At 67.7% G+C, this 14,513-nt stretch carries 17 protein-coding genes; 9 read left to right on the top strand and 8 right to left on the bottom strand.

Annotated features, from left to right (window positions below; translation table 11 throughout):
• Positions 1 to 110 precede the first annotated feature (110 nt).
• The 3 genes from cysE (at position 111) to A3OM_RS0112210 (ending at position 1,816) form a co-directional block, all read left to right on the top strand.
• On the top strand, positions 111 to 971 hold the full coding sequence (gene cysE / locus A3OM_RS0112220; protein ID WP_018044046.1) for a serine O-acetyltransferase: 861 nt from the start codon (positions 111 to 113) through the stop codon (positions 969 to 971).
• Positions 972 to 1,092: 121 nt separating this feature from the next.
• Positions 1,093 to 1,305 (top strand): DUF3126 family protein, encoded by a 213-nt coding sequence (locus A3OM_RS0112215; protein ID WP_018044045.1) that lies wholly within the window; start codon positions 1,093 to 1,095, stop codon positions 1,303 to 1,305.
• 184 nt (positions 1,306 to 1,489) lie between these two features.
• Positions 1,490 to 1,816, top strand: a complete 327-nt coding sequence (locus A3OM_RS0112210; RefSeq protein ID WP_018044044.1) for a hypothetical protein — start codon at positions 1,490 to 1,492, stop codon at positions 1,814 to 1,816.
• A 103-nt stretch (positions 1,817 to 1,919) separates the two neighbouring features.
• Here the strand turns inward: A3OM_RS0112210 and A3OM_RS0112205 are convergent, their stop codons facing one another.
• The 4 genes from A3OM_RS0112205 to A3OM_RS0112190 all read right to left on the bottom strand — a co-directional run bounded on the left by A3OM_RS0112205 (position 1,920) and on the right by A3OM_RS0112190 (position 5,130).
• Positions 1,920 to 2,603: a transglutaminase-like cysteine peptidase gene (locus A3OM_RS0112205; protein ID WP_018044043.1), complete on the bottom strand. Its 684-nt coding sequence runs from the start codon at positions 2,601 to 2,603 to the stop codon at positions 1,920 to 1,922.
• Positions 2,604 to 2,756: 153 nt separating this feature from the next.
• Positions 2,757 to 3,353 (bottom strand): transglutaminase-like cysteine peptidase, encoded by a 597-nt coding sequence (locus A3OM_RS0112200; protein ID WP_156462872.1) that lies wholly within the window; start codon positions 3,351 to 3,353, stop codon positions 2,757 to 2,759.
• A 420-nt stretch (positions 3,354 to 3,773) separates the two neighbouring features.
• Positions 3,774 to 4,400 (bottom strand): PilZ domain-containing protein, encoded by a 627-nt coding sequence (locus tag A3OM_RS0112195; RefSeq protein ID WP_018044040.1) that lies wholly within the window; start codon positions 4,398 to 4,400, stop codon positions 3,774 to 3,776.
• A 112-nt stretch (positions 4,401 to 4,512) separates the two neighbouring features.
• Complete coding sequence (locus tag A3OM_RS0112190; RefSeq protein WP_018044039.1) at positions 4,513 to 5,130, bottom strand: PAS domain-containing protein; 618 nt, start codon at positions 5,128 to 5,130, stop codon at positions 4,513 to 4,515.
• Positions 5,131 to 5,447: 317 nt separating this feature from the next.
• Between A3OM_RS0112190 and A3OM_RS0112185 the strand changes: the two genes are divergently transcribed.
• Positions 5,448 to 6,272 (top strand): rhomboid family intramembrane serine protease, encoded by an 825-nt coding sequence (locus A3OM_RS0112185; RefSeq protein ID WP_018044038.1) that lies wholly within the window; start codon positions 5,448 to 5,450, stop codon positions 6,270 to 6,272.
• Positions 6,273 to 6,399: 127 nt separating this feature from the next.
• On the top strand, positions 6,400 to 6,831 hold the full coding sequence (locus A3OM_RS0112180) for a CBS domain-containing protein (RefSeq protein WP_026175981.1): 432 nt from the start codon (positions 6,400 to 6,402) through the stop codon (positions 6,829 to 6,831).
• A 28-nt stretch (positions 6,832 to 6,859) separates the two neighbouring features.
• Here A3OM_RS0112180 and A3OM_RS0112175 read toward each other — a convergent pair whose 3' ends face one another.
• The 3 genes from A3OM_RS0112175 to folE are packed head-to-tail and all read right to left on the bottom strand — an operon-like array spanning position 6,860 to position 9,206.
• A complete protein-coding gene (locus A3OM_RS0112175) occupies positions 6,860 to 7,873 on the bottom strand; it encodes a patatin-like phospholipase family protein (RefSeq protein ID WP_026175980.1) in 1,014 nt (337 codons plus the stop codon).
• 47 nt (positions 7,874 to 7,920) lie between these two features.
• Positions 7,921 to 8,361 (bottom strand): phosphoribosyl-AMP cyclohydrolase, encoded by a 441-nt coding sequence (gene hisI, locus A3OM_RS0112170; RefSeq protein ID WP_018044035.1) that lies wholly within the window; start codon positions 8,359 to 8,361, stop codon positions 7,921 to 7,923.
• A 17-nt stretch (positions 8,362 to 8,378) separates the two neighbouring features.
• Positions 8,379 to 9,206 carry a GTP cyclohydrolase I FolE gene (gene folE / locus A3OM_RS0112165; RefSeq protein WP_026175978.1) on the bottom strand — a complete coding sequence of 276 codons (828 nt, stop codon included), beginning with the start codon at positions 9,204 to 9,206 and terminating at the stop codon, positions 8,379 to 8,381.
• A gap of 231 nt (positions 9,207 to 9,437) precedes the next feature.
• Here folE and A3OM_RS0112160 point away from each other — a divergent pair, with 231 nt between their 5' ends.
• Genes A3OM_RS0112160 through A3OM_RS0112150 form a run of 3 tightly spaced genes read left to right on the top strand, consistent with a single transcriptional unit; the run spans position 9,438 to position 10,729 of the window.
• Positions 9,438 to 9,881: an iron-sulfur cluster assembly scaffold protein gene (locus A3OM_RS0112160; RefSeq protein ID WP_018044033.1), complete on the top strand. Its 444-nt coding sequence runs from the start codon at positions 9,438 to 9,440 to the stop codon at positions 9,879 to 9,881.
• Between the two features lie 4 nt (positions 9,882 to 9,885).
• The gene (gene yidD, locus A3OM_RS0112155) at positions 9,886 to 10,218 is read left to right on the top strand and encodes a membrane protein insertion efficiency factor YidD (RefSeq protein WP_018044032.1); all 333 of its coding nucleotides are present in this window, start codon (positions 9,886 to 9,888) and stop codon (positions 10,216 to 10,218) included.
• A 40-nt stretch (positions 10,219 to 10,258) separates the two neighbouring features.
• The gene (locus A3OM_RS0112150; RefSeq protein ID WP_018044031.1) at positions 10,259 to 10,729 is read left to right on the top strand and encodes an OsmC family protein; all 471 of its coding nucleotides are present in this window, start codon (positions 10,259 to 10,261) and stop codon (positions 10,727 to 10,729) included.
• Here the strand turns inward: A3OM_RS0112150 and A3OM_RS0112145 are convergent.
• Entirely contained in the window at positions 10,716 to 12,077 is a 1,362-nt protein-coding gene (locus A3OM_RS0112145) for a 2-hydroxycarboxylate transporter family protein (protein ID WP_018044030.1), read from the bottom strand. The genes A3OM_RS0112150 and A3OM_RS0112145 overlap by 14 nt on opposite strands.
• Positions 12,078 to 12,432: 355 nt before the next feature.
• Here A3OM_RS0112145 and thrS point away from each other — a divergent pair, with 355 nt between their 5' ends.
• Entirely contained in the window at positions 12,433 to 14,460 is a 2,028-nt protein-coding gene (gene thrS / locus A3OM_RS0112140) for a threonine--tRNA ligase (RefSeq protein WP_018044029.1), read from the top strand.
• Positions 14,461 to 14,513 lie beyond the last annotated feature (53 nt).

The raw sequence follows: 14,513 nt of genomic DNA, 5'->3' as shown, positions 1-14,513 counted from the left end.
GAGAGCGTTCTCCCGTATCGGTTCCCGACAAGGCCGTCCGGGCCTGGACGAGGCGATCCAGCCGTCCGGGCCGCGCCGTTCGCCTCAGATTCCGCATTGCGGAGGAGTCCATGTCCGCCAGCCCACTCTCGAATCCCGCGATCGGACACGAATCCATCGCCGGGACCGTCGATCCGGTCTGGTCGCGCCTGCGCGGCGAGGCCGAAGCCGTGGTTCGCGAGGAGCCTCAACTCGCCTCGTTCATCGTGGCGACCATCCTCAACCAGGCGACGCTCGAAGCCGCCGTGTCCCACCGCGTCGCCGCGCGTCTCGGCCATCCCTCGCTGCCGGCGGAACTCGTGGCGCATGGCTTCCACGAGGCCATCGCCGCCGACCCACGCATCGGTGACAGCTTCCGCGCCGATATCGGGGCCGTGCTGGATCGCGACCCCGCGGCGGCGCGGGCCATCGAACCCGTCCTGTACTTCAAGGGCTTCCACGCCATCCAGGCCCATCGTCTCGCGCACTGGTACTGGACCAGCGGCCGCCGCGACCTCGCGCTCTACCTGCAGAGTCGCTCGTCCGAGGTCTTTCAGACCGACATTCATCCGGCCGCCCGCATCGGGCGTGGCATCTTCCTCGATCACGCCACCGGCGTCGTCGTCGGCTCCACCGCCGTCATCGAGGACGACGTCTCGATCCTGCATGCCGTCACCCTCGGCGGCACCGGTAAGCAGGGCAGCGACCGCCACCCCAAGATCCGTCGCGGCGTCATGATCGGTGCCGGTGCCAAGATCCTGGGCAACATCGAAGTGGGCGAGTATGCCCGCGTTGCCGCAGGCTCCGTGGTCCTGCGCCCGGTTCCGGCCCATACCACGGTGGTGGGCGTGCCCGCCCGCGTGGTCGGCACCGCCGGCTGCGCCGAACCGGCCCGCGCCATGGACCAGTTCGTCAATATCGACCAGTTCATCCACATGGCCGAAGGCATCTGAACCCGTCCGCCCGCGCTTGCCCGGCGCGAAGCGGCATGGCAAGCGGTGCCCATCCCGAGGCGCTGGACCGCTCGAACCGGTCCCGCCTCCACCGACCACCGACGAAGCAAGAGGCGAAAGCGTGAACAAGACCGACATCGCGAAGGTCCAGGATTTTATGCGCCGGACGTTCGCCAACACGAATATCCGCCTCGTGGCCCGCCCCAAGAAGGACGATTCGGCCGAAGTCTATATCGGCGAAGAGTTCCTCGGTGTGGTCTCCGTCGACGACGAGGACGGCGATCGCTCGTTCAACTTCGCCATGGCGATCCTCGACATCGATCTCGAAGACTGAAGCTGCCGGGCCGAGAGGCCTCGCACCTCGATCGCGGGCTCCCTGGAGCCGCGATCCGCATGACGCTGGAATCCGCGTAGTTCTCCTTGTGCGTCGGCCAATCCTGACGCCGGGAAATCCTTAACAACTCGTAAACGCTCTGGCAGAGTGCGTGCTCAATCCGTCGTCAACGGTCGAGCGCGCCATGGACATCAGCCCCTCCGCCATCGAATCGATTCGGACCCTGTGTGTCGGTCTCGCCTTGTCGGGCCTCCTCGCCAGCGCCTTCGAGCTCGTCTCCGACCGCCGCGCGAGCTTCAGCCTGCTGGAACGCGGCGGTGTCGGGGCGGTGGCGGCTCTGCCGATCCTGGCCTTCGGTGCTCCCTTCATCATCCTGCGCAACACCGTCCGCGGTCGCCGGATCGAGGGCCGTCCGATCCCCTTCGTCATGATCGCGACGATCATCGCCTGCGGCTGGAGCCTGCTCTCGGGCAGGATCGCCCTCGATCTCGCCCACATGATCACCGGTTGAGCGGAACGAGCCGCGCCAGCGGCTCGATGCGAGACGTCGCCGAGCCTCGCGTTTCGTCCGTCCGGGTCAGGACCAGCGAAGGGCGGATCGAGGCCACGATCGATCAGCGGTTGGCGGTGGCCACCGGCGAGGCGACGCCGTTGAGCGAGACCCAGGCCATGCTGTCCTGGCCCTCACGCTTGACGTAGGTGTAGCCGGTGCGGGGCGCGGACAGGATCGCGGTGGTTTTGTTGTCGAGGATGAGATCGCCCTTGTCGGTGCGGACCATCAGGACCGCATGGCCTTCGCCGATATCGTCGATGACGACGGTCATCCGTAGGGCACGACGGGGGAGGCCGCGCTCCACCAGCATCCTGCGCTTGAGAAGCTGGAAATCCTCGCAATCGCCGAAACCGTCATCGGGAAAGTCCCACCGGTCGACGACGCCCCAATGGGCCATGTCGGTGATCGGATGGATACGTGCGTTGACACGGCGGTTGACGCTGGTGAGCGTGCGCCAGATCGCCGGGTTGAGGGCGATGATCGCTGGCTGCGATGTGTCGACGATGCATTCGGCGGGGTATTTGGCGCAGAACCCGTTCCAGGCCGCCACCGGCCGGGCGCCGCCATTCTCGTTCACGGCCGGCGCATCGGGTAGGGCGGCGACCGGGCGCGCTTGCGTGGCGGCCCCGCCGAGGAGCAGGATGGAGCCCACCAGGGACACCCTGGCCGCACGGCCGACCCGTCTCAACAGCCCGCTTCCCGAGAAGCTTCCGCCGTCGACGCCTCGCAGAATCGCGTGCCGCATTCCGGTCGCCCTGCCATTCGTTGCCGAAGGCAAGAAACTGGCACGCCCGGAGCCGGGGCTCAATCCAAAAGTTAAACCGGAATTAACTTCCCACTGGCTCGGGAGTTCCAGGGCAGAAATGTGATGTTTTCCGGCAACCCCGGAGAATCCGGTTCAGCGGTTCGCGGTGGTCACCGGAGACGTGACGCCGCCCAGGGACACCCAGGCCACGGAATCCTGGCTCTCGCGTTTGATGAAGACGTAACCGGTCCGATACCAGGGCAGGATCTCGCTGGTCTTGTTGTCGAGGATGAATTCGCCACGGTCGGTCAGGAGCGTCAACACCGCATGGCCCTCGCCCTTCTCGTCGATGACCACGGTCATCCGCATGGCGCGGCGGGACAGGCCGGCATCGGCGAGGCGCTTGCGCTTGACGAGCTGGAAATCCTCGCAATCTCCCATTCCGTCCTCGGCGAGGTCCCAGCGGTCGGCTTCGCCCCAATGCTCCGCATCGGTGACGGCGCGCAGACCGGTATTCACCCGACGGTTGACCGAGACGATCAGGCTCCAGGTGGCGGGGGTGAGGGCGATACGGGGCGGCTCATTCGCGTCGATGGCGCATTCGGCCGGGTAACGCTGGCAAAACGACACCCAGCCGACGATGGGGCGGGCGGCACCGAGAACATCGGCGGATTGCGAGGGCGAGGGCAGGGCGGCCATGGTCTGGGCCTGTGACGCCCCGGCGCCGAACATCGCCAGCGCCGCGAGCATCCCCAGCAAGAATGTTTTCGTCCGTGCCATCGCGACCACCTCGTCCAACGAGGACCACGATGCCGCCACGCTTCCTGTGCTGCGCTGAAACGGATCGGCGCAATTTTATCGATCCGACCTCGAAGCCGGGCCGCTGGCAGACAAAGCCAACCGGCGGCTGAACCAAGGACTCGCATTGGCGCGATCGCGGCAGGTAAACCGTAACCATGACGAGGCGGATGCGATCGGCGAGGATCTCATCCCCACCTTGCCCGGGCGCCGTGGATGTCGGAACGAACGACGAGGAAAGCCGGCACGGCCATCCCGAGCCGGGAGGCTCCGACCTGTTGGACCGTATCTCGCCGACGCCAGGACGACCGAACTGTCGGGAGAACCCGAAGAGGCGGCGCTCTCAAGCCGAGGCGAGGCGGGGGGACGCTCTCAGAGCGTCAGGCCCTCATGGAACAGGTCGGGCGAGATCGGGAGCATGAAACCCACGCCGATGCCGCCCTCGAAGTAGCGCACCACGCGACCCGGCGTCCGCCCCACCATGACGCTTGTTCCAATCGGTGGCTGCGCCTGGGTCGAGAGGGCGACGCCGGACAAGGAGACGTCGATGATACGGGCGGCGACCTCGCGCCCGCCTTCGAGCTTCACCGTCACCCCGGTTTCCTGGGGCGTGAGACGCTCGTGGTTGCGCCCTTCGGGCAGGCCGAGGGCCTCGCGGTTGGAGATCCAGGTGAGCTGGGATGCGATCTTGTCGCGCTTGCGTTGAGTCGCGTTCAGGCGAACCGCGATGCCGCCGCTGGGGAACCGGGCGATGGTCCCCTCGATGCGGCCGATACTCTCGAGATACAGCACGACGCGCTCGTCGAGTTCTCCCAGTACCGCGCAGGTCAGGCGGACGCCGCCCGGTGACATGTCGACGGTCTGGCAGGGAAATTCGCGGCGGTCGGCCAGCATGTAACGGCCGAGGAGGGCGACCTTGACCCGCTGATGGCGACGCAGATCCGACGGCCGCAGCAAGCGAACCGGCTTCGCTTCAGTCTGCGCGAGAGCCTCGATCATCGCGGAATCCGCACTCGGGTTGGATCGTCGTCAGCACAATCGTACAGGTCTCTTGGTTACGAAAATCTTTGCCGGGATAGACGCGTCCCACGCATCGTCCGTCAAAAGCCGATCAGGCCCGCCCGCCGGGATGCACCATCAGGTGGCCGCGACGCACCGGCAGGCTGTCATTGGCGGGTTGCGGTAGGTTCCTGAGATTTGCCGCGGCGTCGCTCCTGGCGAGGTCGATGACGTCGTAAGTCGGATCGAGGACGCGCAGGGACACGGATTCGAGCCGTTCCACGGGGCGCAGCCCCAGCCATTGCGGAACCACCTTGGGGCTGAGCGCTCCGAGCAGGCGGACCTGGGTCTGCCCACGGTGGCGCAGGGGAAGGAGCAGGAGTTCGAGGTCGATCTGCTCGTCCCGCTGCGTCATCCCGCGCAGACCCGCGACGATCCCCACCGTATCGACCGCCACCGTCTCCACGAGACGCCAGGGATCGGCCTGCCCCTCGCCCCAGATGGCGGCGAAGGCGCTGCCGCGCAATTCACGCCCGAACAACGCGCAGACGCGGGTTCCCGCAAGCCTGACCGTCGCGGCGGAACGCGCCATGTCGAGCTCCAGAATGAGGCTCTCGGACAGGAGGTTGCGGATCTCGCCGGGCTCGATCTCGCTCCTCTCGGGCGCGGCCCGCGTACCACGAAGCCGGTCCCAGTAATGGTAGAGCATACGGCTGGTCGGATGCTTCATGGTGTCCCGTCGTGGCACGGCCCCCGGGGGGACCTGTTCGAAATCGGCCCGATCCGCGCAGCGCTGGACACAGCGGACGGTTCGGTTAACAAGCCTGCGCACACCTTATGCCCGTCCAAGGCGGCACGCTCGCTTAAGCTTTGATTAGGGTTAACGCGTCAGGCTCACGCTGCCGCCGGGCAGCCATCGCGGCGATGTCCAGCAGGGTCGGAGCGTTCGGGTAGGGTCGGCGCTTCGCCCAAATCGCGCGCCGCTCGCCTGAATTTGCATGGACCGAGGGCTTGCGGCGGCGGCATCCGCGCCGACATGGTGACGCCATGGATGCCATGCCCGATCTGCCGCGCCAAAACCGCGTCCCCGTCTTCAACATGCCCGGCGCGGTGACGGCATCGATCGCCCTCCTGCTCGGCCTCCATGCCCTACGGGACTTCGTCCTGCCGGACGAATGGGACATCAGGCTTCTCCTGGACCTGGCCCTGATCCCGGGTCGCTGGCTCGCCTCGGTGGACCCGGATCGGGTCGCGGAGATTCTGTCGGCCGCCCCCTCGGCCTTGGGCGACACGGACGTGAACCAGGCCCGTGCGGCTTTCGCCCAGTACGTGGTGGCCAACCCTTCGGCGAGCCTCTGGACCTTCGCCACCTATGCGTTGCTGCACGGCTCGTGGACGCATGTGATCTTCAACGTGGTCTGGCTCGCCGCCTTCGGCTCCCCCGTGGCGCGGCGATGCGGCCCCTGGCGCTATGGCCTCCTCGGGCTCGTCGGCGCGGTTGCGGGAGGCGTCCTCCACGTGGCGATCGACCCGTTGAGCACCGCCCCGCTGATCGGTGCCTCGGCCGCTGTCTCGGCGCTGATGGCCGCCGCCGCGCGCTTCGTGTTCCAGCCGCCGCCATCCTTCCTTGCCGGCCAGCCGTGGCAGCGCGTGGCGCATCCGCCGCTTCAGACCATCCCCGAACTCCTGCGCAACCGCACGGCGGTGATGTTCCTCGGCATCTGGCTCGTCACCAACTTCGTGTTCGGGATCATCTCGCTGCCGCTGGGCGCGGAATCCTCGACCGTGGCGTGGGACGCCCATCTGGGCGGGTTCCTGGCAGGATTTTTCCTCTTTCCGATGTTTGACCGATCAAGAGGCGCAAAAGCGTAATTTTTCCGCATGTTTCGGCATCGGAAGGGCGGTCCCGTGGGTTGTCACGTCAGAGATGACGTCACACAATTCCGTGATGCGTCGGGATCAACCCGGCCCGCGTAACAGCCTATGGGAGATCATGGTCATGACCGTCGCACGCATCCTTTCCGAGAAGGGCGGCTCAGTCGTCACTGTGGAGCCGAACCGGACCCTGGACGACGCCATCCATCTTCTCGCCGAGAAGCGGATCGGCGCCATAGTCGTGAGCAATGACGAGGGTGCGGTCCTCGGCATCCTGTCCGAGCGGGACATCATCCGGGCCCTGTCGCGGCAGGGGGCTGGGGCGTTCGATGCGCCGATCTCGCAGCACATGACGGCGTCGGTGACCACCTGCACCCGGTCGAGCACCGTCGAGGAGGTCATGCAGCTGATGACCGACGGGCGCTTCCGCCACGTGCCGGTGGTCGAGGATGGACGGCTCGCCGGCCTCGTCTCCATCGGTGACGTGGTCAAGCGCCGGATCGCCGCCGTGGAGGCGGAGCATCAGGCCATGCGCGACTACATCACCATGGCCTGAAGCGGCGTCGATCGCGCCAGCTGGGGTCTCAGACCCGTTCGGCCGCCAGGGCCACGAGTTCCCTGATGCGCGGCAGGGCGGCCTTGGCCGCTTCCCGCCCGAGGAGGATCGCCTCTTCGGCGCGGTGGAACTCGAACAAGCCCATCTCCGCGAGGCGCGGAGACAGCATGAGATCCGGCGGGTCCCGCTCCAGCCTTGCCCTCGAAATCCGGTCCTGGGTGATGTTGAACGCGTCGAACATCACCCGCCCCATGCCGGGAGGGCCGGGCTCGCGGGGCGGGGCAGGGCGTTGCGCCGGCCCGCGCCGACCGGTGCCGCGCATGCGGTTCAGCAGGTTCCATCCCCGGCGCGACGTGGTGAGGGGCAGGGCCGGCGAGGCGGCCCCGTCGCCGTCAGGCCCGATCACCAGGCCGGGCTCGGCCCGCGGATCGCCGTTGAGGTTCACGCAGATCACCAGTTCGGCCCCGAGCCCGCGCGCGAGCTTGACCGGCACCGGATTGACCAGCGTTCCGTCCATCATCAGGCGCCCGTCGAGGCGCACCGGGGGAAACAGGCCGGGGAGGGCGTAGGACGCCCGGATCGCCTCCACCAGGGAGCCACGGGTCAGCCAGACCTCGTCGCCCGAGCCGAGATCCGTCGCGACGCTGGCGAAGCGGATCGGCAGGTTCTCCACCCGCCGCGTGCCGAGGTCGCCTTCGAGGCGGCGCTTCAACCGCTCGCCGGCGATGAGGCCAGACCCCAGGCGCAGGTCCAGGAGCCCCATGACCCGCCGCCGCGTCAGCGACAGGGCGAAATCCTTGAGCAGATCGAGTTTGCCGGCGGCGTAGCAGCCCCCCACGACGGCACCGATGGAGCAGCCGGCCACCATGTCGGGGTGGATGCCGGCTTCTTCCAGCACCTCGATGACGCCAATATGCGCCCATCCGCGCGCGGAACCGCCGCCCAGTGCCAGACCGATTCGCGGTCGCGGCGGCGGCTGTTCGGCCACGGGCTCGACACTGCCCCGTGGAAAGACCGGCTTCTGCGACAGGGTGGACAGCATGCCCTGGCGGTAGAGGGCGACCCCGCGAAAGGACAGCCCATCCCAGGTCACGGCCCGGCGGGTCCGAGGAGGGCCTCGCCGGAAACCGGATCGAGGGAGACGGCGCGGTAGAAGCAGGAGCGTCGCCCGGTATGGCAACATCCGCCATCGCCCCCGACCTCCACCGAGATCAGGAGCGCGTCCTGGTCGCAATCGACCCGCATCTCGACGACACGCTGGACCTGTCCGCTCGTGGCGCCCTTGTGCCAGAGCTCGCTCCGCGAGCGCGACCAGTACCAGGCCTCGCCGGTCTCCAGGGTGAGCCGCAGGGATTCGGCGTTCATGTGGGCGAGCATCAGGACCCGGCCGTCATGGGCATCGACGGCGATGCAGGCGACGAGACCGTTCGCGTCGAAGCGCGGGGTCAGCGTTCCGCCTTCCTCCACATCCTTGCGCGAACCGGGCAGGGAGAACCCACCGGGCGCGGCGGAAGCTTGGCTCACCGTCATCGCGTGGAATGTCCGCGTCAGTTCTTGTTGTTGCGGACGAGGGTCAGGAACCGGACCTGCTCGTTGGCATCGTCCTTGAACACGCCGCGGAACTGCGTGGTCAGGGTGGAGACGCCGGCCTTCTGCACGCCGCGCATGGCCATGCAGAGATGCTCGGCCTCCACCATCACGGCGATGCCGCGCGGCTTCAGGATGCTCTCGATCACGTCGGCGATCTGGGCCGTCATGGTCTCCTGCGTCTGCAGGCGGCGGGCGAAGGTGTCCACCACACGGGCGAGCTTCGACAGGCCGACCACGCCCTTGGTGGGGTAATAGGCGATATGGGCGAGGCCCATGAACGGCACCATGTGGTGCTCGCAATGGGAATAGAACGGGATGTCGCGCACGAGGACGATGTCGGAATAGCCCTCGACCTCTTCGAACACGCGCTCGAGCAGGGCATCGGCATCCTGCTCGTAGCCGCCGAAGAGCTGACCGTAGGCCTTCGCAACACGGGCGGGCGTGTCCTTGAGGCCTTCGCGACTCGGGTCGTCACCGGCCCAGCGCAGCAGGGTGCGCACGGCGGCCTCGGCCTCCTCCCGGCTCGGGCGGCCGGTGGCCACGGCATCGGGCACGCGCTTGGCCGAAGCGGGCAGGGGGGCGACCTCGGCGGGGGCCTCCACGGGGCGGGAGTTGTCGTTGCGCATCCCGTTCAGGGGCGCGGGCACAGCCTTGGCAGTCGGGTCCATTCCCTGATGATCCGTCTCGGTCAGCCGGTAGGAAAGGGATTTGAGCGCGGCATCCATGGCATCTCCCGCACGGGCGACCCGTGCGTTCATCGTCGAACTATCTGGTTTTGCGTACATCGTCGAACCATCTCGGTCGCGTTTTCAGCCGCGTTGCCGCAGGCCGGCGCCCGAACGATGAGAATTTCCTTGGCCGTGGGCGCGACCCTGGTCGACGAACCGCCTCCTCGCGAAACGGTACGCTGGCGCCTATATCGTCGTTATCGCGCCGCCGCGCAATGCGGGGAATGCGGATCAGACCATCGTGATCGGAAGCCGGCTGCCTGTCGGCGCCCCGACGGGACCTCGCATATGCTCGACGATATCTACAACCGCCGCATTCTCGAACTCGCCGCCGACATCCCGCGTCTCGGCCGGCTCGACGCACCGGATGCCAGCGCCAGCGCCCATTCCAAGCTCTGCGGCTCCACCGTCACCGTCGATCTCTCGGTCAAGGACGGCACAGTGACGGACTTCGCCCATGAGGTGAAGGCCTGCGCCCTGGGCCAGGCGTCATCCTCGCTCATGGCCCGCCACGTGGTCGGCGCAAAGGCGGACGAGTTGCGGGAGGTGCGCGATACGGTGCGGCGCATGCTCAAGGAGAACGGGCCGGCGCCGCAGGGCGAGTGGGCCGACCTCGCCGTTCTCGAGCCGGTGCGGGATTTCAAGGCGCGCCACGCCTCGACCCTCCTCACCTTCGATGCCGTGGTGAATGCCCTCGATCAGGTCGCCGCCAAGGCCCAGGCCGCCGAATAGAGCCATGGTCCGCCGCGCGGCCCATTGGGCGATCCGGGGCTACCAGCTCACCCTGTCGGGCCTGATCGGCCGGCAATGCCGGCACTGGCCGTCCTGTTCGGACTACACCGACGAGGCCATCCGCCGGCACGGATTGTGGCCGGGCGGCTGGATCGGGTTCTCGCGCATCTGCCGCTGCGGCCCGTTCGGCACGCATGGCATCGACATCGTGCCCGAGACCCTGCCGCCGCGCTCGGCCTGGTACGCCCCCTGGACCTATGGGCGCTGGCGCGGGGTGAACGCGCCGCCATCGCCGTTTGCGTGCGAGGCGGTGGAGGACGAGCGCAGGGGAGGGTAGCGTTGCCCCATCACCGGCGATGCGACGGAAGAAACACTGCATGTCGACCCATATCGCGGATGTCGCCTGGGCCCTGAAGCCCGGGGAGGATTTCGCCGCCGGGCGTTACGGCCGGGGGCACACAGTGACGTTCGATGGCGGCGTGACGCTCGCCGGCACCGCATCGGCGCACGTGGTCGGGAAATGGGCCGCTCGCGAGGCCGTCGACCCGGAGGAGATGCTGGTCGCGGCGCTGTCGAGCTGCCACATGCTGACCTTCCTCCATCTCGCGCGCCTCGCCGGATTCGGCGTCACCGCCTATCGGGACCATGCCGAGGGCGTGCTGGAGGAGACGAGGCCCGGACGTCGTGCGGTGACGCGGGTCACGCTCCGCCCGGACATCGACTGGGCCGGCGCCGCGCCGGATCCGGAACGGCTCGCGGCGCTCCACGAGGCCGCGCATGAGGAGTGCTTCATCGCGAATTCGGTGAGGACGGAGGTCGTCGTGGCCGCTCCCCTCAGCCCCCGCTGACCCAGCGCATCACCACCAGCGTCCCCGTCACCGTCAGCGCGCCGCCGATGCGGGTGGCGATCTGGGCGAAGGGCATCAACGCCATGCGGTTGGCGGCGGTGAGGATCGCCACGTCCCCGGTGCCGCCCTGGCCGCTATGGCAGGCATTCACGATGGCGGTCTCGATCGGGTACATGCCGAGGCGGCGTCCCACCAGGAAGCCGGTGGCCATCAGCGTCACCACCGTCGAGACGATGGTGATCAGGTTCGCCAGCGTGAACGCCGCCACCAGCTTGTCCCAGGGGGTCATCGACACGCCGATGGCGAAGAGCAGCGGATAGGTCATGCTGATCTGCACGAACTTGTAGGCGACGAAGCCGCCGGCCTGGAGGCGGGGCGAGACGGCGCTGGCGAGCTTGGCGAGCACGGCGAGGAACAGCATCGCCACGGGAGCGGGGAGCCCGGTGAGGTGGTGCATCATCACGCCGAGGAGGTAGAGCGTCACGGCGGTGAGCGCGGCCGCTCCCACCGTCGCCGCATCCACGGGCGCGTCCTCGACCTTGGCGGCGGTGACGTCGTTGTCCCGGTCCGGTTGCAGGCGGCCCTCGCCGGTGAGATGCGGCATCCGCTTGCCCACGGCATTGAGGGTGCCGGCCAGCACGATCGCCGTCAGGCTGCCGAGCATGACGGGAGGCAGAACCTGAGCGAACACGTCGCCCTGGCCCTGGCCGAGGATGGCGGCGTAGCCGATGGAAAGCGGGATCGCCCCCTCGCCGACGCCGCCGGCCATGATCGGCACGACGATGAAGAAGAAGGTGTGATAGGCGCCGAGGCCGAGCAGGGTGCCGACCAGCGTGCCCACGCAGGCCGCCGCCACGGAGCCGGCCGCCAGGGGTACGAAGATCTTCAGGAAGCCCTTGATCAGCACCTCCCGGTCCATGCCCAGGATGCTGCCGACGATGATCGTGGCAATGTACAGGTAGAGGAAGTTGGTGAACTTGGTGAAATCCGTGATCGCCTTCACCAGCGGCGTCGGGATCAGCATGTAATAGACCAGAGCCGAGGGGATGAAGGTCGCGAAGATCGCGCCTGCCCCGATATTCTTCAGGACCGGCAGCCGCTTGCCGATCTCGGCGCAGGTGAAGCCGCCGAGCGCCAGCACCGCGATCATCGTCGGCGCATCGGCCTTGATCTCACCCTCCGAGGTCAGGACGGCGAGGAGGGCGACGAGGATGAGATAGACCGGCAGGGGAATGATGCCGATCTTGATATCGACGAGCCGCCACCAGCCCTGCGGCCAGAACCGGCGCGCGGGCGTCTCCGCCGCCGGGACGGGCTCGGCGGCAGCGGCGGAAGCTGGATTCGCCATCGATACTCTCCCTTCGGCCGGTCGCCTTTCGGGCCGGCCTGCTTGATCGGACCTTCTCGGCGAACCGGCACGAGCATCCGCCCGCTGCCGGCCATCCCGGTTCCGTGATGCGTGAATGGGCGGATGGGGCCGGAAGCTTGTCAATCGCAGCTTGTATCAACCGGTCCGGATCGTCTCGGAAGTTCGTTCACGTCCGCGAGAGCCCGTAAAAGGCCGGCCGAGGCCCCGCGCGGATTTCTTCCTCCTGCGAAACGGTCTAAACCGCGCCGCACGCGCGGACGCCGCGCGCCACCTCAATCCCAGATCCGCTTACCTGCCTCGTTCGCAGGAGTGAGCCCCCGGAGACTCGTTCGCGATGCCCATTCTGACATTCCCCGACGGCAATACCCGCAGCTACGACGCCGCGGTGACCGGCCGTACCGTCGTGGAGGGCATCGCCAAGAGCCTCGCCAAGCGCACCGTCGCCATGGCGCTCGACGGGCGGGTCCGCGACCTCGACGACCTGATCGATGCGGATGTGCGCATCGAATTCCTCGACCGTGCCGACCCGCGCAGCCTGGAACTGATCCGGCACGATTGCGCCCACGTCCTGGCGGAGGCCGTGCAATCCCTGTGGCCGGAGACCCAGGTCACCATCGGCCCGGTGATCGAGAACGGGTTCTACTACGACTTCGCCCGCGACCAGCCGTTCACCCCCGAGGACTTCCCCAAGATCGAGGCGAAGATGCGCGAGCTCATCGCCCGCGACGCCCCCTTCACCAAGGAGGTGTGGAAGCGCGACGACGTGCGGGCGCTGTTCGAGTCGAAAGCCGAACAATACAAGGTCGAACTCGTCGACGCGATCCCGCCCGGCGAGGACCTGAACATCTACCGCCAGGGCGAGTGGTTCGATCTGTGCCGCGGCCCGCACATGACCTCCACGGGCAAGGTCGGCACCGCCTTCAAGCTGATGAAGGTGGCGGGCGCCTATTGGCGCGGCGATTCCAACAACCCGATGCTGACCCGCATCTACGGCACCGCCTGGGCCACGAAGGAAGACCTCGACGCCTATCTCCACCGGCTGGAAGAGGCTGAGCGCCGCGACCATCGCCGCCTCGGCCGCGAGATGGACTTGTTCCACTTTCAGGAGGAGGGGCCGGGCGTCGTGTTCTGGCACGCCAAGGGCTGGACTATCTTCCAGGAGCTCATCGCTTATATGCGCCGGCGCCTGAAGGGCGACTACGCCGAGGTGAACGCGCCGCAGATCCTCGACAAGTCGCTCTGGGAGACCTCCGGCCACTGGGACTGGTACCGGGAGAACATGTTCGCCGCGCAAAGTGCGGGCGACGAGGCCGAGGACAAGCGCTGGTTCGCGCTCAAACCCATGAACTGCCCCGGCCATGTGATGATCTTCAAGCACGGCCTGAAATCCTACCGCGACCTGCCCCTGCGCATGGCCGAGTTCGGCATCGTTCACCGCTACGAGGCCTCGGGCGCCATGCACGGCCTGATGCGCGTGCGCGGCTTCACCCAGGACGACGCCCACGTCTTCTGCACCGAGGACCAGCTCGCCGACGAATGCCTCAAGATCAACGACCTGATCCTCTCGACCTATAGCGATTTCGGCTTCGGCGACATCGTGGTGAAGCTCTCGACACGGCCCGAGAAGCGGGTCGGCTCGGATGCCCTGTGGGACCATGCCGAGGAGGTGATGACCCGCGTCCTGGTGCAGATCGAGGAGCAGTCGGGCGGCCGGATCAAGACCGAGATCAGCCCGGGCGAGGGCGCCTTCTACGGGCCGAAATTCGAATACGTGCTCCGCGACGCCATCGGCCGCGACTGGCAGTGCGGCACGACCCAGGTGGATTTCAACCTGCCGGAGCGCTTCGGGGCGTTCTACGTCGATGCCGACAGCCAGAAGAAGGCGCCGGTCATGGTGCACCGGGCGATCTGCGGTTCGCTGGAGCGTTTCACCGGCATCCTGATCGAGCATTTCGCCGGCCATTTCCCGCTCTGGCTCGCGCCGGTTCAGGTGGTGGTGGCGACGATCACGCAAGATGCCGACGGCTACGCCCGCGAGGTGGTGGCCGCGCTCAACCGCGCCGGGCTCCGGGTCGAGTCGGACCTGCGCAACGAGAAGATCAACTACAAGGTCCGCGAGCATTCCCTGGCCAAGGTGCCGGTCATGCTCGTGGTCGGCCGCAAGGAAGGCGAGGAGCGCACCGTCTCGATCCGGCGGCTCGGCAGCCAGCAGACCCGCACGGCCGCCCTCGACACGGCTCTCGCCGACCTCCTCGCGGAAGCGACCTCACCGGACATCCGCCGGGCGCAGGCCGTGAACGAGAGCGTGCCCAGCGCCGATGTGGCGCTCGACGGCCAGCACGGGGAAAGCCCGACGCCTTGAGGCAGTCTCGGTGAGCACTGCCTTTCCCCGCACGCGGGGAGGGGCGGAAGACT

It is taken from the genome of Methylobacterium sp. 88A, from assembly GCF_000376345.1.
GTDB lineage: Bacteria > Pseudomonadota > Alphaproteobacteria > Rhizobiales > Beijerinckiaceae > Methylobacterium > Methylobacterium bullatum.
Note: the sequence above shows the minus strand (reverse complement) of the source record. Positions and strands in the feature narration are given on the sequence as shown.

Bases quoted from the DNA above. Each gene is read 5' to 3' on its own strand.
- A3OM_RS0112205 (WP_018044043.1), bottom strand. From the start codon at position 2,603: ATGCGGCACGCGATTCTGCGAGGCGTCGACGGCGGAAGCTTCTCGGGA.
- A3OM_RS0112210 (WP_018044044.1), top strand. From the start codon at position 1,490: ATGGACATCAGCCCCTCCGCCATCGAATCGATTCGGACCCTGTGTGTC.
- A3OM_RS0112195 (WP_018044040.1), bottom strand. From the start codon at position 4,400: ATGATCGAGGCTCTCGCGCAGACTGAAGCGAAGCCGGTTCGCTTGCTG.
- yidD (WP_018044032.1), top strand. From the start codon at position 9,886: ATGGTCCGCCGCGCGGCCCATTGGGCGATCCGGGGCTACCAGCTCACC.
- A3OM_RS0112150 (WP_018044031.1), top strand. From the start codon at position 10,259: ATGTCGACCCATATCGCGGATGTCGCCTGGGCCCTGAAGCCCGGGGAG.
- A3OM_RS0112160 (WP_018044033.1), top strand. From the start codon at position 9,438: ATGCTCGACGATATCTACAACCGCCGCATTCTCGAACTCGCCGCCGAC.
- hisI (WP_018044035.1), bottom strand. From the start codon at position 8,361: ATGACGGTGAGCCAAGCTTCCGCCGCGCCCGGTGGGTTCTCCCTGCCC.
- A3OM_RS0112185 (WP_018044038.1), top strand. From the start codon at position 5,448: ATGGATGCCATGCCCGATCTGCCGCGCCAAAACCGCGTCCCCGTCTTC.
- A3OM_RS0112145 (WP_018044030.1), bottom strand. From the start codon at position 12,077: ATGGCGAATCCAGCTTCCGCCGCTGCCGCCGAGCCCGTCCCGGCGGCG.
- thrS (WP_018044029.1), top strand. From the start codon at position 12,433: ATGCCCATTCTGACATTCCCCGACGGCAATACCCGCAGCTACGACGCC.
- A3OM_RS0112175 (WP_026175980.1), bottom strand. From the start codon at position 7,873: ATGCTGTCCACCCTGTCGCAGAAGCCGGTCTTTCCACGGGGCAGTGTC.
- folE (WP_026175978.1), bottom strand. From the start codon at position 9,206: ATGTACGCAAAACCAGATAGTTCGACGATGAACGCACGGGTCGCCCGT.
- A3OM_RS0112180 (WP_026175981.1), top strand. From the start codon at position 6,400: ATGACCGTCGCACGCATCCTTTCCGAGAAGGGCGGCTCAGTCGTCACT.
- A3OM_RS0112200 (WP_156462872.1), bottom strand. From the start codon at position 3,353: ATGCTCGCGGCGCTGGCGATGTTCGGCGCCGGGGCGTCACAGGCCCAG.
- A3OM_RS0112190 (WP_018044039.1), bottom strand. From the start codon at position 5,130: ATGAAGCATCCGACCAGCCGTATGCTCTACCATTACTGGGACCGGCTT.
- cysE (WP_018044046.1), top strand. From the start codon at position 111: ATGTCCGCCAGCCCACTCTCGAATCCCGCGATCGGACACGAATCCATC.